This is a genomic window from Pseudomonas sp. PSB11, from assembly GCF_014596605.1.
In the GTDB taxonomy this organism is placed as follows: Bacteria; Pseudomonadota; Gammaproteobacteria; order Pseudomonadales; family Pseudomonadaceae; genus Aquipseudomonas; species Aquipseudomonas umsongensis.
Map to the genome: position 1 here is coordinate 100,916 of NZ_NOIO01000001.1, position 18,516 is coordinate 119,431.

The window sequence follows — 18,516 nt, forward strand, 5'->3', positions numbered from 1 at the left end:
TGTTTGAAACTGCTGATTCTCGATCGGGACGGGGTGATCAATTACGACTCCGACGCTTACATCAAGTCGGTGGAGGAGTGGATTCCACTTCCCGGTTCGATCGAAGCCATCGCGCAGTTGAGCAAGGCTGGCTGGACGGTGGCGGTTGCCACCAACCAGTCGGGCATCGCTCGCGGCTATTACGATCTCGCCACCCTCGACGCCATGCACGAGCGCTTGCGCTCACTGGTGGCGGAGCAGGGTGGTGAAGTCGGTCTGATCGTCTACTGCCCGCACGGGCCGGACGACGGCTGCGATTGCCGCAAACCCAAACCCGGGATGTTGAAAAGCATCGCCGCACATTACAACGTATCGCTGACTGATCTATGGTTTGTCGGCGATAGTCTCGGTGACCTGGAAGCCGCCAAAGCCGTCGATTCTCAGCCAGTTTTAGTTAAGACCGGGAAAGGCGAAAAGACTTTGGGCAAGACCCTACCGTCAGGCACTTTGATTTTCGACGATCTGGCGGCGATTGCCGCAGAACTTATCCACAATTAGAGCGCTTTCGACAGATCGGGAGTGCGCTTGAACAGTCGGGCAGTGCCCGTAACGGTAAACGTCGCCATGTCGATACTGCAGGCCATCAGAACATTTCTCTTTTACCTGCTGCTGGGCACCAGTTCCCTGCTGTGGTGCAGCCTGAGTTTTTTTATCGCGCCCTTTCTGCCGTTCAAGGCGCGCTATCGGTTCATCAACGTGTATTGGTGCCGCTGCGCCTTGTGGCTGAGCAAGGTGTTCCTGGGCATTCGCTACGAAGTCAAGGGTGCCGAAAATGTTCCGGCACAGCCCTGCGTGATTCAGTCGAACCACCAGAGCACCTGGGAGACTTTCTTTCTCTCGGCCTATTTCGAGCCCTTGAGCCAGGTCCTCAAGCGCGAACTGCTCTACGTGCCTTTTTTCGGCTGGGCCATGGCCATGCTGCGCCCGATCGCCATCGATCGGGACAACCCGAAAGCGGCACTCAAGCACGTCGCCAAGAAAGGCGATGAATTGCTCAAGGATAACGTCTGGGTGCTGATTTTCCCCGAAGGCACGCGCGTTCCCTACGGCACCATCGGCAAATTCTCGCGAGGCGGTACGGCGTTGGCCGTAAATGCCGAGCTACCGGTGCTGCCGATTGCACATAACGCTGGCAAGTTCTGGCCAAAAAACGGTTGGGCGAAGAAGCAGGGTGTCATCACCGTGATCATCGGCGCGCCGATGTATGCCGAAGGAAGCGGACCACGCGCCATCGCCGATTTGAACGATCGGGTTCAAGCCTGGAACGAGCAGATGCAGCGGGAAATGGGCTCTCTGCCACCGGCTCCACAAGCCCCTGCTGCCAACGATCAGGTGGTTGTCTGAGGTTCTGTGGATAACCTGTGTACCGTTTGTGAGAAAAGTGCTGTTTTTTGATTCTAACTTGATGATTTATATAGATATTTCTTAAACCATAAAAAAACCGAAAAACGTGCATAAGTTTTTTTTGGGCGCAAAAAAACCGGCTGATATAGCCGGTTTTTTTATGCCTGTAATGTGGGTGTTTCACACTCGCAGAGGATTTATTTTTTGCCACAAAAAAGGCCAACGCTCGACGTTGGCCTTTTTTGTTTGGCGATTGAACCGGGTGTAGGGTCACAAAATAGCCGATCTGGGAGCCCCAACAAACGCTGGCGGAAAATCATCTTTTTTGTGAGTCCGCTCGTTGGGATTCTCAAAATAAATGAGAAAAGCCTACTCGCCTAACAGAATAGATGCTTCCGAGTAAAAGCGTGCTCACTACAACCTTCAGCCTTCAGCCATTCATCCAACGCGTTTGTGTATATAAAGAAAGGAAACGAAAATTTGCCGGTGGAGAGCGCATGCCACTGACCCTAAAATTAGACATCCCTCAGTATCGGTATCAATAATGAGGATTGGCAGTGTCCGCAAAGGAACTGACAGAGGTGGTACTGAGAGTGGCAAAAATAAGAATTTTGGCAGATTTCATTGGATTCCTTATTTTCACATCTAGGAAAATCGTAATTTTCCACGACTACTTTACCTGCCCCTGAATCACCCCGAAAAGGCCGCCGCACTAACAAATTGAATCGATGCATCCTAAGTGATGTGCTGCCTTCCAAGACAAGTAATCGACCAATTTTTTGCCTCGGGGCCAGGCGTATTGCCGGCATAGATTCATCAAGATCGAAGGCCCCGCGACAGGCCGATTCTCGTTCGTCCAATGATGCTAACGGCATATATTGCGCCGCTACCGTCATAAGACATTCATTGCTGTAGGTAAAGATGGAGGCCATGCTTGGTGACTGATACCAAATCTTATTTATTTTCCTTACGCAAAATCGCACCGACCATTTTGATCTCTGCTTTCAGGAGAAAAACTGCTACGATAAATCTCATGTATGGTCTGAACTGAATTGGGATAGACATTTGACAACGATTGTTTGGGATAAAAAAGTGCTTGCAGCCGACAGAGCACACACAAGCGTATTTAAAACAACTTATAAAAGAAAGATTTTTTCGCCGGAAATCGAAACTTTTTTTGAAGGCTCGCAACTGATAGCTTTTGGCGGCGCAGGTCTATCAATGTATCTAATCACCTTCGAAAATATGTTACTGAATCAGCGTAGTACTTCGGTTAGCCAAGTAATGAATCAGCTAGCACAAGATGCTGCGCTTTCCGTGAAAAATATTAACACCAGCCTTCTTATCCTTACTGTGGATGCATGTTACAAAGTTTGGCTTGATGGGAAAAACCCCTTGTATGAGAACGTTACAAATACCTCAGTTGCCATTGGTTCAGGCGCTCGTTATGCACGCTCAATTTTGCCAAAAGCTGGAGCTTTCGCAGCTCTTGCAAGAGCTGCTCGTCTTGACAAGAAAACAGGCTACCGCATCGACTGGATTGGCAAGGCTACGGGAAGTAAGATTAACTCAGCCTCGTTTCGGGATCAGATTTTGGCACTGCTTAAAGATCGTATTCTGCTACGAAATTCATTCTCAGAAAATGATTAAGACTATCACCTCTTTGAAATGGCTTCTCCCTTGCCACCGGTTAGTAGGCCAGTAACCAAATTTGGACTTGTTCAAGCCTCTCGGATGGCGCCCAGCAGCTGGCTTGGGCTATACGTCAACTTGCTAGCAAGGCCCTACAGCTCTAAGATCGAACTGTATCAAGGGATAGCGCCGCACGCGATGAGCTGTGGATAAGTAGTATGACCGAATCCTTGGATTAGGCTATCAGGAAGGTAGATTTCAATGGATATCCCATCTCAGCATGTTTTTGAGGTGCTTTCAGGAAAAGGTGTAGACGAGCTACATCATGCAAATAGTATCGCGACTGCTTGCCAGTTCTTAAGAAGCAAAGCTTTGATGTCTCGGGGCACCGTAGAGCGTATGGGATTGGCGCAGACTGCGCAGTCCTCTGACGATGTAGATAAGCGATACAGCATCTGGTTTGATGTCTTTCTTGACTCCGTAGATATTCATGCGAGAGCAGGTCGTGCCAACGCCTATGGTCCTGTTCTTTTTGTCTTCGATCTCGCACTCATTGATCGAAACAAGACAGGCCGAATCTGGGTAACAAAGGAAAATCCGACAAAATGGGCAGGGAAGTCGGACGAAGAAAGATGGTTCCAGGGCAAAGAAGAGCTAAATGACGATTTCGTCAGAGGAAGGTTCGATCAGATGATCGTATTGCGACACTGTGGTGGATCACTGCCATTCGGTCGGCATCTGAAGAAAATCATCCTGGATGATCCAAAGCTGAAAACAGATGAGAACGTCAACATCTATAGCATGGCAGTTGGAGCTCTTAGGCTTGCGATGCAAGATGCCAACATCGATGTTCCCATTGAGCGCAGGAGGTGCAAAGCGCAATGTAAATGCAAGGCTCACTGGAGCGGTGACGATGAGCGTCTCTTTAAAATGTTTGATCCAAAGACCTAACTGACATTTCAATGTCGATGCTCAACACACTTTAAAAAAGCCCCGAAAGATCAAAAAATCTAGCGGGGGTTTTGTTAAAAGACAAAATTTAGCTGCGCACCGAATTTACAACCTGTCAAAAATCGACCCTTTATGAGGGTAATAGATCTTTTCGTACAAACGGGTTGCATATTCATCTGTCATGCCAGAGATATAGTCACAAATAACTCGATTTTTTTGACTGGCACTTTCTCCGCTGACATATCGCTTCCGAGTAGATGATGGCAAAAGCCGCTCGGGATCAGAGCTAAGAGCATCGAAAAGCTCAATCACCAGCTTCTGACCTTTAAATTCCAACTGCTGAACATTTGGGGTCTTAATTACCTTTGTTTTTACAAGATCAAAGATATGATCCAACAACGCTCTATGATTGTGATCCATATAGGCATTCCACTTGATAAGCGCCGTGGTCGCTGATGACATGCTGGATCGCTTTACCTCTGTTTTGAGAATAAATTGGTGGACTAGACCACCGATAGCTTTCTTTCGCTCGTAACTTTCTTCTGAGAACAGCTGTTTCGCCAATGTATTGCTATTCAGCTCACAATTACTGAAAACACTCTCTTTATCTTGATTCTGATCATCCCATGATTTTCTGGTGATCATTCCTAAAGAGATAGCATCCTCAAAGTCATGTAGGCTGTATGAAATATCATCAGCCAACTCCATGATCGACGTATCCAGCCCCTTGTATATTGGCTTTTTATGACCAGACTTGTGTTCTTTAAATGTTGTGAATTCAGCTTTTTCCGCTTCAGTTAGAGGCGCTAAAACCCAGTCCACCACATCACGCTCATCATCTAGGTAACACTTTGGAGGGTGCTGCTCTTGAGCCTTACACAGCCAGCGCTGAGGTGGGACTTGGCCATACGCAGTCGCTCCCACCAGGTCACTATACGGTGCGGGATACTTCAGGATGCCTAAAAGAAGGCGGCGAGTCGGATTTAAACCATGATCGGCAGTGTATTTATCCAATTTTGATAGGATGCGCAATGTCTGACCATTCCCCTCAAAACCACCGAAGTCTCTCATACACAAATTCAAGGCAACTTCGCCACCATGCCCAAAAGGAGGGTGCCCAATATCATGGGCCAAACAAATAGAACTCATGAGCGCTGAACGCGGCAGAGCCTCTATGATTTCCTCGTCATCCTGATGGTGGTCTTGAAGCCATCGCACAATCCCGACACCAATCTGCGCTACCTCCATCGAATGGGTAAGACGCGTGCGGTAAAAATCGCTCTCTCCCAAGCCCAACACCTGTGTTTTTGATTGCAAACGACGGAATGCCGATGAGTGAATCAGGCGGGCGTAATCACGCTCCCACTCCGAACGAACCTCACCACTACGGCGAGGATCTTCAGACAGGCGCATTTCCCAAATATTTCCAGCCATAAAACCTTCCCTGTCAGTTAATTTGAACGCTTATATTATCGGCTGTCATTATTGCTAATTTGAGGATTTTTCCGGCCTCGATTTTACCAATAGCACCCAGCTTAATTAAATCGCCGTGGGTTAGCAGCCTTCTCTGTTCTCGTTGATTGGAAATTGCCCCACTCCACTCTGCCGATTAATATTCGACCCCAGGCAAGTTACTTACTCCGTATCAGATTAGCCTACGCTCCCCTATTCAAAAGCTGAGCATGATCCGTTGAAATACCAGAGTCACACCCCCTCAGCAAGACAGCAGTTATTAAGGCAGCTTTTCGTCAGCGCCAACACTCCACGTCATCCTTGCCCGGTCATAGAGTTCCACCATCTGACTCCTCCTCAAGTCCGAACTCGTTGAGTGGAGCGATCAAACCGTCCGCCCCGCGCCCGGCGGCACATCGACTGTAGTAGCCAGGCAACCTACCAACGGCGCGTTGCCTTTAATTGCCTCAGCCTCTTGCGGGGTTCATCCACATTTCACTACTAATCCTCAACCGAACTCCACGCATGGTGGCCGTTCGGCGCTCCGCCTTGACGTCATCGTCATTTCTGACGATGCTTGGCGCATGAGATATCCAGGCGGAAAAGGCAAGTGCTACCAGCGCTTGATCAACCTGATGCCACCGCATCAGACATACATCGAATCCCACCTTGGTGGCGGGGCCGTCATGCGCAACAAAAAGCCTGCGCAGAGGAACGTTGGCTTGGACCTTGACACCGAAGTGATTGAGCTTTGGCAAAAGGAGCATCCAGACATCTGCGAACTCCACCAAGTCGACGCAGTTGCGTTCCTCGAAGGGTACTCGTTCGAAGGCCAGGAGCTGGTCTATGTCGATCCACCCTACGTTCCGGAAACTCGCCGTAGAGCGAAGGTCTATCGCTGCGATTACTCGGAAGAAGACCACACCCGCTTGCTGCGGTGCTTGGTCGCATTACCTTGCAAAGTAATGCTTTCGGGCTATGACTGTGATCTCTACAACCGCGAGCTCATCGGGTGGCGCAAGGTGAGTTTTCCGGCTAAGACCCATGTAGAGCTGCGCGAGGAGACGGTGTGGATGAACTTCGAACCTCCCAGCCGTTTGCACGACAGTCGATACATGGGCGAAACATTCCGAGACCGCCAAACCATTCAGCGTCGCCAAACCAGGCTCCGCACTCGTATCGAGAGCCTAGACCCAATTGAGCGACACGAGTTACTGCAATGGATGCAGGAACACTACGGCATTGCCGAGGAGGTAGCCTGATGCAATTAGGCGCTATTTTCATGGACCAAGCGGTCTTCAATGTCGAGCTGCCCACAGCAGACGCAGAAGTTATTCCGGGCGTCCCGTGGGGAGCCATGGAGGCGTTCCCAACTCCTGCCTACTGGGCCTACCAAGTGTACGCACGCCGTCTCACTGGCGATCGGATCAACTACAAGCTTGGGGCAACGCTGAAAGAAGAAGTTGGCGCGTGCTTGTTGGGGGGGCATGGCATCCCCGCTAGCGTCGGGCTCGCCGCCTTTCACCACGTTAAAGAACGCGGTGCCTTTGGTGACCAACCACCTTCAGAAGAAAACCTTCTCGAGTGGCTGAAAGAGCCGCTAACTATCGATGGTCGCCAAGTGCGGTATCGCTTCGCCACACAGAAGGCTCGCTACCTCTGCGCGGCTCTTCAGAAGCTGTCTGCTGAACGGCCTCCATTAGGCTCCGGCAAAGCGCTGCGCGACTGGCTGCTGGATATTCCAGGCATCGGTTACAAAACCGCATCTTGGGTTGCCCGTAACTGGCTGGATGCGGACGATGTGGCAATCTTGGACATCCACATTCTCCGTGCCGGTCTACTGGGTAGGTTCTTCGAGAGCAACTTGACCGTTGAGCGCCACTACTTGGAGCTCGAAGAGCAATTCATCCGCTTCAGTAAAGGACTTGGCGTCAGGGCATCGGAGCTCGATGCCTTGATGTGGTTGGAGATGATGTCATCGCCCGCAACGGTGCACAGCATCATGGGCATGGGGCACCACGCACCTGATTCAGGTTCTCGTAGCAGACCCAAGAAGAGCAAGGCCAACCCCAGCCAACTTTCCCTGATCGGCTAGGGTACTGGCCCAAGGCTCACCGGTGATGCCCAGCGGACAGAAGTTGAGTCCTTGGGCTGTCGCAGTTAATGCCATGACCGCGAGTAGCCCCCCCGCGTCACGCCAAACAAGGCTGCAACCATCTTGGTATTTACTTAATGTTTTTCTGGGCTCGGCAAGAAACAGAATGCGTGTTGCCTCATCACCGCCCAGAACCCGCAGACTGTGTTCATAAAGGCCTGCAAGCTTACCGGTCGCATGTCGGAGCTCCACCAGTTGGTGGGCCCTGGGATCATACATCCACCATCGATCATCTCCGGGCCGCTTAACGACGATGTGTATAGGGTGGATCGCGCCAGCCGAGGGGGCCGCTCGATGCTCCAGATCAAAACCCAGATTTGACGTACCGGATCCTCGAGTTCTGCAGGCATGCCAGAGGAAGGCTCCGAGTTGCTGGTCATGGACGACGCCGAACTCGCGATACGACGCACGCGCATCCAAAACATCGCCGAACGGCCGGTCTAATGCCTCCGAGGAAACAGGGAGCGGGCAGACATCACCCATTTCCCACTCGAGAGGCTCATACCGCTCAGGAGCCAGCCTTGGAATAGGGTCACCCAAGTCGATCCAGGTCATACCCCACCTCTTGAAACACTTCCATGTATTTGTTGCAGCCGCGGCAGTTGCCACATGCAACATGCGACTTGTGGCAGCTGTGCGCCCAGGCCAGGAGACTCGCAGGGATGCCCGATTTGCGGACAAGCTCAGCAGTAGAAAACTCAATTGCAGGAGCCTCCACCACCATGCCGCCCTCCTGAAGGGAAAGCAGATGGCTGATCGCCGACATGAACTCTGGGGACCCGTCCCTATGAAAGCCATCCGATTTCACGGTACCCAACCACAGGTGCGTCACACCGAACGAGATTGCCTTCATCGCCGCCAGCGTAACCAGCATCTGGTTCCGATACGGCCACCAATCCGATGCTGGCGCCAAGCTGTCGGCTTGGCTACCTGCCATGTCTCCCGAGCCCAGCTCACGGCAGTCAATCTCAATCACATGATGAGGGATTTCCAACTGTTGGCAGATTGTCCTTGAAGCCTCGATTTCGGCCTGCGCCGCGAGTTGACCGTAGTTCAGGGTGAACGCGATGTCCGGGCGCTTCCACCAGGCAATCGTCAAGGAATCCATCCCGCCAGACAACAATAATCCCGTCTTCATAGCACCACCGCTTCCCAGACCGTCTGATAGATCGCACTCACGTAGTCATCGGTGATGCGGCAGTCGGAGCCTTCCATCATTTTCTTGTCCTGTTCGGACTCATTTTCCGCGTAGAAGACGACAGGTTTGTTCAACGCCCGAGCGTAGCCAATCTCGTAAATCGTGCCCGAGTCGAGCCCATCACCAATCGCAAAGAGAACGTCGCAATCACGCACCCCTTCAAGGTCCTTTTCGACCACGTCATCAGCGGAACCAAGACCGACGTCATGGTATGGGGAAAATACATTCAGCCCCATTGCCAGCAGGTCTCTGCGGGCCTGCCCGACCATCCACAGCTCTGCGAGGGTGAAGAATGGCCCTGCGAGGTACACCTTAGGGGCGTAGCCATCGCGATACCGCGCTGATGGTTGCAGTGGGGTCGGCTTGAAGCCAGCAAGCAAATCCTGGTCGGGGAAGCCTTGATTTTCGCAATAAAAGGCCGTCGCAATAGAGGCAACCGAGGCTGCATCGTGAGCCGAAAGACCTTTGTCCATCCAGCCCAGTGCGAAGTGGGCGGCGAAGGTATCTCCCGAGCCGATCTTCCATACCCTTTCAGTGCGGTAGGCAGGTACCGTCGAGATTGCGCCGTTGTCATACACCAACGCACCCAGCGGCCCCATCTTGATAACAACTACCTCCGCGCGCTCCTGCTCGGCAAGCACGATTGCGAGCTCTTGTGCGGTCAAACCACTGGAAGAGGGCACCAACAGATTGGCTTCATGGCGGTTCAGGACCAGAGCCAGGTGCTTTGCTTCAGAGCCATTGGCCCTGAAGGACTCCGTACCGTCGGCATTCTGTGGGTCAAACACCGCGTACTCAGCATCAACTACTGCCGTTCCATCGATCATGCCGAATCGAAGCACCTTCTCGGCGTTAACCTGCAGCTTCGATTTGACGTGAGTACCACGTCGAATATCTGGATTGGCGAGGCCATGGATGTACTCGAATGTCACCGGTGCCTGCGCAGCCGTAGCATTGAACTGGAAACCTTCCGCGGCTGCGCGGGCATCAACGACGATCTGGGTATCGCTATCTACACAGGCGTGTAATTGGGCCTGACCACCGAAACGAGCAATCGCCGTTGCTGCCCTCCCTGCCGACCCATAAATATCGTCCCACGCCGGGCGCATGCAGCGCTCTCGGTAGACGCCTCCTACGATGGTGATCATAGAGCTCTCCTTGCTCGAAATTAAATGTGGTAAACCCGAAGGCGTACTTGCCCGCCACCAACGTGCAGCACACGTGCCTGGTACTGTTCGCCCTGGCTCATGCAGCTTCGCAATTGGTTCAGATGTGGGTCGACAATCCCTCCTGCCTCAGCGCCGTTCCACAGTGCGGTGACAACCTGCTGATTGCCAGACTGCGAAAAGACAATGTCGAGGATTGCGTTGACGCTCAACTGACCGACCACCTGTGCTTTCGGTGAAGCTAGCTGGGTATCAAACTGAAGGGCCGCACAGGAAGTGGTGGGCGTGAATGGACCCAGATAGCTACCGCCAGAACCAGACATTCGCATTTCCTTTCGCTAGTCAAAATGAGCGCAAAGCAATAGCACATCTAGCAGGCAAAAGGCCATACTGAGTCGGCTCTTGTTCTCCTGAACACATCCACCGGCATGGCCAGCCCCTTCAAAAAAAAGTCCTCAACTACTGGTTAAATAAACAGGAAGCCCCCATCTTGTATTGAAGGGGCAGTACACCCGCTGCCACCCACAGAGAGGAAAGACCTATGCGTTTGACGCTTCAGGCCGTGTTTTCGTTGGCTGTTCCCCTGACGGTGCTCGCTGGCACCAGTGAAGCGAGCGAAATCGCACGTGTTGAGATTCCTTCGAATCAAGGGAATTACGTTCAGGCCTAGCAAATCGATCCTTCCGCCCAGCCCGGTACTTTCCTGACGACCGATCAGCATCCACTCATCCGACAGTACGCGCGGAGCGCTGACGATCATGTCTTCCAGCAACTGCTCGCTGGGGAGCGATGCACTCTATAAGCTGGTGAGGCCGCCATTTACTGTCCAGATTTAAGTTTTGATGGGCATAGGAATGTTTTTACCTGAAATCCTAGAAGGCCATGCCTTAAGCGACAGCTTGCTCCACTAAGGTGCAGGCTAACTGCTCGTTGAGCTGGCGGGCTTGGGTCAGGCGGTTTTTCAGTTGGTTGCAGAGGGCCATTAGTTGATCGACTTTGATGACGATGCGTCGTTGTTCTGATACAGGGGGAATTGCTATCACAAGCTTTCTGAGAGTCCCCAAAGCCACAAATGGTTGCGCTCCTCCAGTTGCAGTTCCTTGGAGATCTAGCGCAATATTCTCAGTGATTAATTTGATGAATGGCGGATAGGTTAAATTTTTATCGTAATACTTAAATAACGCAACATTTTTTATTCCAAACTCCACATCAGTATTGACCATTATTTGATTACCAATATTCCCCCCTATCATGGAGAATAAAATATCAAATTTTTCTACGTAGGATCGCTTTGCAATTTCAATGTAGTCGCCCTGAGAAATTCTTTTGGCACCTTCGAAGTTAATACTTCCGTTGTAAAAATCCTTACTAGTAACCAACGGATAAGTGTTTTCCCCAAAAGCCTGTTTGGGGGAGTCGTGGGTGCCATCTCTAACATCTATAGCTGACTGCATTCTGGCCCACTCCCATCCGTTAGGTAGGCGGTATGGCTTTTCATCGTCTGAGACAGTAGGTAGAGGTTTGTCTTGTTTTATTGAGCCTGCGTCAACCAAACGAGACCTAGCTTCCTGTAATTTAGCCAAGAGTCTACTAGCTGGTTCGTCGCTGGGATCTTGTGCCACCAGTTTGCCCATCACGGCCATTTGCAGCAGGTTTTGCTTGAGGGCGTCGACGCTGGATTCGGTAGTGAATAGGGTATGGAAGTGTTCGGCTAGGCGCAGCCAACTAGTGGCGAAATCAGTTGCGTCTCTTGCCTCGGTCAGGCTATCAAGCAGCGCTTGTATCAGTCGGGCGTGGGCGCTTTCGGCACCGGCTTGTTGGGCTTCCAGCCGGTCACACAGGGCCATAAGTTCATCAACTTTGGCGACGATGCGGCGTTGTTCGGCCACAGGTGGGAAAGGTATAAGGAATTGAGCCAGCTTCCCAATGCTGAGTCCTTCACGCGAAACCCCTACCTGCACATCCATCACTGTCTGCTGAACCAGTTGCGAGACCAGCACCACATGAAGGAACGGTTGGGTCTCGCCTGAAACTGGCCGAATGATAGTTACGTGCTGACTTACGTTACCCGTATCGAAGTCAGTTGGAACTGCGGCGCACCGACCAATAGACGCCCCTGTTATGTTGAAAAGTAAATCACCTGCTTCAACACGTGTTCCCGACATTTTTTGGTGGGTTTCTTCAGGTATGAAAGCAACTTCATTGAGGCGAAGCCCTTCATTCCAAATGTTCTGAGACCGAAGAAATTTGACCCCATCTGCGACGTAAGCTTGTTTCCCGCCCAAGGGAGTGCTTCCGGCCCCAATTTTCTTAAGCAGCGCATCAAGTCGTACCCACTCCCAATTGGCGGGCATAGCAAATGGTTTTTCCTCTTCAGCAATCTTAGCCAGCGGCTTCTGCTTCTTGAGCTTCCCCTCAGCCACCAATCGGGCCTTTTCCTCGGTAATTCGCTTTAGTAACTCACTGGCCGGCTCATCACTCGGATTTTGCGGCACCAACTTGCCGCGCACTGCCAACTCTAAAATCAGCTCGCGCAGTTTTTTGATGCCATTGGGCGCGCCGGCCAGCAGCGGGAGATTTTCGGTCAACAACGCCGTCATACCTGGCGCTCCAGGGCTTCGACCAGCACACCTTTGAGCTGGTCACGCAGTTCTGTGATTTCGCCTTGTAACTGGGCGAATTCACGCAGTAGCTCATCCGGGTCGTGGCTGATCAGCTCACCGATATGCGGGTTCTTGCAGTCCAGACTCCAATTACGGGCCTGCAGCTCTTCAACGCTGACTTTCCAGGCGAATTCATTTTCCACTCTCGCGGTAAAGCCATCGGCCTCGCTGCCCCACCAAGCCTCTTCCACGGCAAACTCTTCGATGCGCATTGGGCGTGTCTTGGAGTAGTTCTTCACCCCTGCCGGGTACTGATGTTCGTAAAACCAAACGTGCTTAGTTGGTAGACCCTTGGTAAAGAACAGCAGGTTGGTTTTAATCCCGGTGTAGGGGTTGAACACACCATTGGGCAGGCGAACGATAGTGTGCAGGTTGCACTCGGTCAGCAGCTTTTCCTTGATGCGGCTCTTGATGCCTTCGCCAAACAAGAAACCATCGGGCAGCACCACGGCGGCGCGACCGCCGTCCTTGAGCAGCTGCATGATCAGCACCAGGAACAGGTCGGCGGTTTCGCGGGTACGGAAGGTGGCGGGGAAGTTGGTTTCGATGCCGTCCTCCTCCATGCCACCGAATGGCGGGTTGGCGACGATGCAATGCACGCGCTCACTCGGTCCCCAACTGATTAACGGCTTGCTCAGGGTGTTGTCGTGGCGGATCTGGTTCGGCACTTCGATGCCATGCAGGATCATGTTGGTGGTGGCCAACAGGTGCGGCAGCGGCTTTTTTTCTACGCCGAAGATGCTGGCCTGCAAGGTGCGCTCGTCTTCGGCGGTTTTTACGTAGCGGCTGCGCTTGTGTTCGATGGCGCAGGTGAGAAAGCCACCGGTACCGCAGGCGGGGTCCATGACCTTTTCATCCAGCTTGGGGTCGACCATGCGCACCATGAACTCGGTGACTGGGCGCGGGGTGTAGAACTCACCAGCGTTACCCGCGTTTTGCAGGTCGCGTAGCAGCTGCTCGTAGAGGTTGCCAAACTCGTGGCGTTCCTGGGCCTTGTTGAAGTCTATGCCTTCCTGAATCTTGTTGATCACCTGCCGTAGCAGTTGACCCGACTTCATGTAGTTGTAGGCGTCCTCGAACACGCTACGCACCACGAAGGCGGAGGGGGTAGTGCTGTATTCGTGGAGGTTTTGCAGCTGCGGGAACAGGTTGTTGTCGATGAAGTCTTTCAGGGAGTCGCCGGTCATGCCTTCCGGGTCCGCGGCCCAGACGCGCCAGCGGCAGCTCTCGGGGATCGGCGAGCGGTAGTGGTCGTCCATCAACTCCCACTCCATCTCGCGGTCATCGAAGATTTTCAGGAACAGTAGCCAGACTAATTGGCCGATCCGCTGGGCGTCGCCATCGACACCCACGTCTTTACGCATGATGTCCTGGATGGATTTTATAGTGCTGCTGATGGACATGGGAATCTCACTGGCTTAACGCAAAACAGAGGGTTCAAAGTGCAGGCAGCCTTGAGGCTACCTGCACCGAAAAAACAGGGGCGGGAGCTTAACTGGCGTAGAGCTCATCTTCCAGTTCATGGATGGCTTTGTTGTAACCGGCTTTGCCGCCAAATGCCTTGACCAACTCGATGGGCGCACCGATCTGGCTGAACGGGTCGAGCTGGAGGATTTTGATGTCTTCGATATGCTCGATGCCGGTGTCGGCGTACTTTTCGAGCAATGCCTCCAGCACTTGGCGTGCGGCGCCGGAATACTTGCCGAAGTAGTTGCGTTTTTTCACCTGCTCAGCGCGTTCCTTACGCGACAGTGCGGGCTGGTCGAAGGCTACATGGCAGACGAGGTCGAATGGGTCGAGGGACTTGCCCTGTTTCTTGTCCACCTCCTCGGCCAGGGCTTCCCACATCACACCCTGGGTGGCCATTTCCTCGATGATCACCTTCTTCTGATCGGCATCACTCCAGCGACGCAGAAAGTCGTCCAGCGAGGCGAACTGCTTTTGCACGCAGACACGGGTGTAGTCGTGCAGGGATTCAGTGATCAGCCGGCCATCCGGACCGTAGTACTGCACACGTTCGGCGATGACGTAAATTGGGACGCTGTCGATGATGTATTTGATGCGTTTTTTGTCATCATCACCGGTGAACTCAAGGTCGTCGAGCTCTGCCGTAGTGCCAGCGGTGACCCCATCTTCATCCGTCGCCAGGTCACCAGGTGGTACGGGAGACTCTTCACATTCCGGGGCATATATCACGACGGGGTCACCATCGAAAGCCGGGTCGGCAAACAGTTCGGTGGCCTTCTTGAAGTCCATGATGGTGAACCAGTACTTGCCGAAGTCTTCGTTGATGCGGGTACCACGCCCGATGATCTGCTTGAACTCGGTCATCGACTTGATGTGCTGGTCGAGCACGATCAGCTTGCAGGTCTGGGCATCAACGCCAGTGGTCATCAACTTGCTGGTGGTGGCAATAACTGGGTAACGCTCTTCTGGGTTGATGAAGTTGTCCAGTTCTGCTTTGCCTTCCTTGTCATCCCCGGTAATGCGCATAACGTACTTGCGATTCTCGGCAATGCGCTCCGGGTTGAGGTTGACCAGCGCCTGGCGCATGCGCTCGGCGTGGTTGATGTCGTCGCAAAAGATGATGGTTTTCTGGAATGGATCGGTGGCTTTGAGGAACTCCGTCACCTTTTGCGCCACCAGTTGGGTGCGTGCCTCGATGACCAAATTGCGGTCCATGTCCTTGAGGTTGTAGATGCGGTCTTCGATCAACTCGCCATTTTTGTCGAGCATGCCCTTGGGCGGGCGCCAGCCTTGGAGATCCTTGTCGAAGTCGATGCGCACCACTTTGTAAGGCGCAAGGAAGCCATCTTCAATGCCCTGCTTGAGGGTGTAGCTGTACACCGGCTCACCGAAGTAGGTGATGCTGGACACCTCTTTGGTTTCCTTCGGTGTTGCGGTGAGGCCAACATGGGTGGCGCTGTTGAAGTAGTCCAGAATCTCGCGCCAGGCGGAATCTTCGGCAGCACTGCCACGGTGGCATTCGTCGATCACGATCAGGTCGAAGAAGTCACGGGAGAACTGCTGGTAGACGTTCATTTCCTCTTCGGTGCCCGTTACTGCCTGATAGAGCGACAGGTAAACCTCGTAAGACGTATCTATCTGGCGTTTGGCGATCTTGGTCATCGCCTGACCGAAGGGTTTGAAGTCGTTGTTCTTGGTCTGGTCGACCAGGATGTTGCGGTCGGCCAAGAAGAGAATTCGCTTCTTCTGCTTGGACTTCCACAGCCGCCAGATAATCTGGAAGGCGGTGTAGGTCTTGCCAGTACCGGTGGCCATGACCAACAGGATGCGTGACTGCCCCTTGGCGACGGCCTCGACGGTACGGTTGATCGCGTTGGTTTGGTAATAACGCGGCATGCGCCCGGAGCCGTCATCATAGTAGGGCGACTCGACCTTCTGGCAGGCATCACCGTTCAAGCCTTTCCATTGGCAATAACGCTGCCAAAGCTCGTCAGGAGAGGGGAACTGGTCAAGGCTCAGTTCGGTTTCGACCTGTGTGCCAGTGCCGGTACGGTCGTGGAATAGAAAACCATCTCCATTGCTGGAGAACACAAATGGCACGTCCAGTGACTCGGCATAACCGAGGGCTTGTTGCATACCGGAGCCTATATCGTGTTTGTTGTCTTTCGCTTCTATGACCGCGATCGGCAAGTTGGCTTGGTGATAGAGAATAAAATCGGCACGGCGGGATTCGCCACGGCTGTGCAACTTGCCGCGGACGATGATGCGTCCTTTGGTAAAGCTGACTTCTTCGCGTACTTGCTTCTGGATATCCCAGCCGGCTAACTGGATCGCAGGCGCGATGAACTTGGTGCAAATGTCCCGCTCGGTAAGCGACTTTTTGTCCATACCCAATTCCCTTTCAAGCCGGCATGATCGCTCGATCCCAGCAGTGCTGACCTTATTTGATAGACGTAAATGTACCTTGAAACGTATTGCTAGGGTGAGTGGCGGCTAACCCCTTCTCCTGATGCTTGGCGGCGCAAGATGATGTCCTTGTTAACTAACCCACGTTTGTCTAGGTAATAGCCCGAAAATCACCGGAGTCCGTTAGGGTACCCATTGCGTAAACATTTCTTCCTGACGTCCGGACGACCAGCGTCATATTCGTCAAAAATCAGCGCCTGGGGCCGGCAGTGCCTGTGATAGCCTCAATTTTGGTGTAATCACCGAAGGCCTGAAAATGAAAAAGATAGCGCGGTCACTCGAAGAGCAAGAGTTCCTGCACGCGCTGGAAATTAAAATGCACGCTCGCAATCGCCTCATTGCAGCTGTTTATGCTGCATCCCCTGCGGAGCTTGAGCGTGCGGCGGATGCCATAAAGGCAGTACTTCGCGGGTCTGGCCCACTGGCCCGCCCCAGAAGCTTTAAATCGCTAGAGGACGAAGAGAGGAATTCGAAACCTGTTGGTTGAAAGGATTTCATCCGATCATCGTGCTGCTTGTTTCTCTTCGTGAAAGCATCTCGATACGGCATCCAGCGAGGTCAAAGCTTTGCCTGAAGAAACACAGCGAGCGCTCGGGAGGAATAGTCTTCGGTTTCCGAGACCTTTCCCTTTTTTCATTGGTCAGAAGTGACCAACTGCCGATTCCAGATTGAGCAATATCCTGTCAGAACCTCACCTCGGGTGGGTATTTCAAGAGGGGGCAAATTGGGTCACTGATACATCGGTGCTACGGGTAGTCCAATATCAGCGGCGCAGTGCCAGCCAGTACCGCTCTATAATCGCTCTATAATCGCTCTATAATTCCCTATAAACCCCTATTCGTAAGGGTCCAACACACCTTCCTACGCCTGTCGTGGACTAAACGAGCAGATCAGAAACCCGCGCTCGACACGCAGCGTCACAGCTCAAATCCCCAGGATTAACCCGTCTCTATCCTTTTGAGCAGCATCGGCAGTACGTCGGCGGCAGCCCCCATCAGCATGAACTCCTTCTGCTCACCCATGGCGACGTCAGCCTTGTTCACATGTATAACCGAAGCGCCAGACGCCAACGCAAGGTCGGGAAGGCCACCGGCAGGCATAACGATCCCAGAGGTGCCCACCGAGATCAGAAGATCGCAATCCTTCACCAGGTGGACTGCGGCCTTCCAAGCCTGGGACGGCAGATCCTCTCCGTACCAGACCACCGCAGGACGCATTTTGCCGTTACAGCGCTGACACCGAGGAGGCTCGATCAGAGCGCCGTGATCCGGCACAGCGGATTGATCGGGTGAAATTACCGCAGTCCGATGGCAGGCGAAGCACTTGGGGAATGCCAAACTGCCATGCAAATGCACAACATTTAACGAGCCGGCTCGCTCATGAAGGTCGTCAATATTCTGAGTAATAACAGAAATTTGGCGTTGTGAGTCAGCCATGTGGGATATCGCGAGATGTGCCGCATTGGGCTCTGCTTGAGCAACCCGGAGCCGCCGCCACAGATACCATCCCCACACCAATGCTGGGTTTTCCCGAAAGGCCTTGGCCGTCTCTAAATCCCGCGGATCGTAGCCTGCCCAGATTCCAGAAAGTTTTTCGCGGTACGTGGGGATACCGCTATCGGCGGAGATACCGGCACCCGTGAAAAAGACCACCTTTTTGGCCTTCTGCAGTGTGTCTACAGCTTGCTCTATGATAGTCATTGTACCAATGATCTCCTGCCTACCCGCTTTGCATTACAGGGAATAGAGCGGTTACTGAGCTTTTCGTTGATATCCTATCTCATGCGTTTTTGGCAATAGCTCCGAGCCCGCAGAAAAGACCGACTGCAAATCCTCATTCTTCGACTGACTGCTGCTTTTCGATCATGAGCGTTCAACCTCGCAAGCTGACCTTATGGAGGCAACAACTGCTCAAGATCGTCAAAGCTCCGGCAGGCCTGCTAGCGCGGCGCCATAGCGGTAACCGCGCCTAAGTTCAGACCAG

The 18,516-nt window shown here is 52.8% G+C and carries 14 protein-coding genes and 2 pseudogenes; 6 read left to right on the forward strand and 10 right to left on the reverse strand.

Annotated features, from left to right (window positions below; translation table 11 throughout):
• Positions 1-3 precede the first annotated feature (3 nt).
• The 4 genes from gmhB to CGA21_RS00520 all read left to right on the forward strand — a co-directional run bounded on the left by gmhB (position 4) and on the right by CGA21_RS00520 (position 3,966).
• Positions 4-537 (forward strand): D-glycero-beta-D-manno-heptose 1,7-bisphosphate 7-phosphatase, encoded by a 534-nt coding sequence (gmhB, locus tag CGA21_RS00505; RefSeq protein WP_110748369.1) that lies wholly within the window; start codon positions 4-6, stop codon positions 535-537.
• Between the two features lie 66 nt (positions 538-603).
• Positions 604-1,383, forward strand: a complete 780-nt coding sequence (locus CGA21_RS00510; RefSeq protein ID WP_110748366.1) for a lysophospholipid acyltransferase family protein — start codon at positions 604-606, stop codon at positions 1,381-1,383.
• Between the two features lie 1,065 nt (positions 1,384-2,448).
• Complete coding sequence (locus tag CGA21_RS00515) at positions 2,449-3,033, forward strand: hypothetical protein (protein WP_188263313.1); 585 nt, start codon at positions 2,449-2,451, stop codon at positions 3,031-3,033.
• Between the two features lie 243 nt (positions 3,034-3,276).
• A complete protein-coding gene (locus CGA21_RS00520; protein WP_188263314.1) occupies positions 3,277-3,966 on the forward strand; it encodes a hypothetical protein in 690 nt (229 codons plus the stop codon).
• A gap of 105 nt (positions 3,967-4,071) precedes the next feature.
• On the opposite strand, the gene CGA21_RS00525 is transcribed toward CGA21_RS00520, so the two are convergent.
• Entirely contained in the window at positions 4,072-5,400 is a 1,329-nt protein-coding gene (locus CGA21_RS00525; RefSeq protein ID WP_188263315.1) for an anti-phage deoxyguanosine triphosphatase, read from the reverse strand.
• A 641-nt stretch (positions 5,401-6,041) separates the two neighbouring features.
• Between CGA21_RS00525 and CGA21_RS00530 the strand changes: the two genes are divergently transcribed.
• Positions 6,042-6,680 carry a DNA adenine methylase gene (locus CGA21_RS00530; protein WP_223193946.1) on the forward strand — a complete coding sequence of 213 codons (639 nt, stop codon included), beginning with the start codon at positions 6,042-6,044 and terminating at the stop codon, positions 6,678-6,680.
• Complete coding sequence (locus CGA21_RS00535; RefSeq protein WP_188263316.1) at positions 6,680-7,513, forward strand: 8-oxoguanine DNA glycosylase; 834 nt, start codon at positions 6,680-6,682, stop codon at positions 7,511-7,513. The genes CGA21_RS00530 and CGA21_RS00535 overlap by 1 nt, the downstream gene beginning before the upstream one ends.
• Here CGA21_RS00535 and CGA21_RS30305 read toward each other — a convergent pair.
• The 9 genes and pseudogenes from CGA21_RS30305 to CGA21_RS00575 form a co-directional block, all read right to left on the reverse strand.
• Positions 7,448-7,915 (reverse strand): annotated as a pseudogene (locus CGA21_RS30305) (nitroreductase family protein); the annotation flags it as partial. The gene CGA21_RS00535 and the pseudogene CGA21_RS30305 overlap by 66 nt on opposite strands.
• Before the next feature lie 190 nt (positions 7,916-8,105).
• Positions 8,106-8,711: a 7-cyano-7-deazaguanine synthase gene (locus CGA21_RS00545; RefSeq protein ID WP_188263318.1), complete on the reverse strand. Its 606-nt coding sequence runs from the start codon at positions 8,709-8,711 to the stop codon at positions 8,106-8,108.
• A complete protein-coding gene (locus CGA21_RS00550; RefSeq protein ID WP_188263319.1) occupies positions 8,708-9,919 on the reverse strand; it encodes a PfkB family carbohydrate kinase in 1,212 nt (403 codons plus the stop codon). The genes CGA21_RS00545 and CGA21_RS00550 overlap by 4 nt, the downstream gene beginning before the upstream one ends.
• 20 nt (positions 9,920-9,939) lie before the next feature.
• Entirely contained in the window at positions 9,940-10,260 is a 321-nt protein-coding gene (locus CGA21_RS00555) for a hypothetical protein (protein WP_188263320.1), read from the reverse strand.
• A gap of 338 nt (positions 10,261-10,598) precedes the next feature.
• Positions 10,599-10,769, reverse strand: a pseudogene (locus CGA21_RS29785) (nuclease); the annotation flags it as partial.
• Between the two features lie 55 nt (positions 10,770-10,824).
• Positions 10,825-12,537, reverse strand: coding sequence for a restriction endonuclease subunit S (locus tag CGA21_RS00560; RefSeq protein WP_188263321.1), 1,713 nt, complete (start codon positions 12,535-12,537; stop codon positions 10,825-10,827).
• Complete coding sequence (locus CGA21_RS00565) at positions 12,534-14,003, reverse strand: type I restriction-modification system subunit M (RefSeq protein WP_188263322.1); 1,470 nt, start codon at positions 14,001-14,003, stop codon at positions 12,534-12,536. Before CGA21_RS00565 ends, CGA21_RS00560 begins: the two co-directional genes overlap by 4 nt.
• Before the next feature lie 88 nt (positions 14,004-14,091).
• The gene (hsdR, locus tag CGA21_RS00570; protein WP_188263323.1) at positions 14,092-16,455 is read right to left on the reverse strand and encodes an EcoAI/FtnUII family type I restriction enzme subunit R; all 2,364 of its coding nucleotides are present in this window, start codon (positions 16,453-16,455) and stop codon (positions 14,092-14,094) included.
• Positions 16,456-17,471: 1,016 nt separating this feature from the next.
• Positions 17,472-18,233, reverse strand: a complete 762-nt coding sequence (locus tag CGA21_RS00575; RefSeq protein WP_188263324.1) for an SIR2 family NAD-dependent protein deacylase — start codon at positions 18,231-18,233, stop codon at positions 17,472-17,474.
• Positions 18,234-18,516 lie beyond the last annotated feature (283 nt).

Bases quoted from the DNA above. Each gene is read 5' to 3' on its own strand.
- CGA21_RS00510 (WP_110748366.1), top strand. From the start codon at position 604: ATGTCGATACTGCAGGCCATCAGAACATTTCTCTTTTACCTGCTGCTG.
- CGA21_RS00520 (WP_188263314.1), top strand. From the start codon at position 3,277: ATGGATATCCCATCTCAGCATGTTTTTGAGGTGCTTTCAGGAAAAGGT.
- CGA21_RS00525 (WP_188263315.1), bottom strand. From the start codon at position 5,400: ATGGCTGGAAATATTTGGGAAATGCGCCTGTCTGAAGATCCTCGCCGT.
- CGA21_RS00535 (WP_188263316.1), top strand. From the start codon at position 6,680: ATGCAATTAGGCGCTATTTTCATGGACCAAGCGGTCTTCAATGTCGAG.
- CGA21_RS00545 (WP_188263318.1), bottom strand. From the start codon at position 8,711: ATGAAGACGGGATTATTGTTGTCTGGCGGGATGGATTCCTTGACGATT.
- CGA21_RS00550 (WP_188263319.1), bottom strand. From the start codon at position 9,919: ATGATCACCATCGTAGGAGGCGTCTACCGAGAGCGCTGCATGCGCCCG.
- CGA21_RS00555 (WP_188263320.1), bottom strand. From the start codon at position 10,260: ATGTCTGGTTCTGGCGGTAGCTATCTGGGTCCATTCACGCCCACCACT.
- CGA21_RS00560 (WP_188263321.1), bottom strand. From the start codon at position 12,537: ATGACGGCGTTGTTGACCGAAAATCTCCCGCTGCTGGCCGGCGCGCCC.
- CGA21_RS00565 (WP_188263322.1), bottom strand. From the start codon at position 14,003: ATGTCCATCAGCAGCACTATAAAATCCATCCAGGACATCATGCGTAAA.
- hsdR (WP_188263323.1), bottom strand. From the start codon at position 16,455: ATGGACAAAAAGTCGCTTACCGAGCGGGACATTTGCACCAAGTTCATC.
- CGA21_RS00575 (WP_188263324.1), bottom strand. From the start codon at position 18,233: ATGACTATCATAGAGCAAGCTGTAGACACACTGCAGAAGGCCAAAAAG.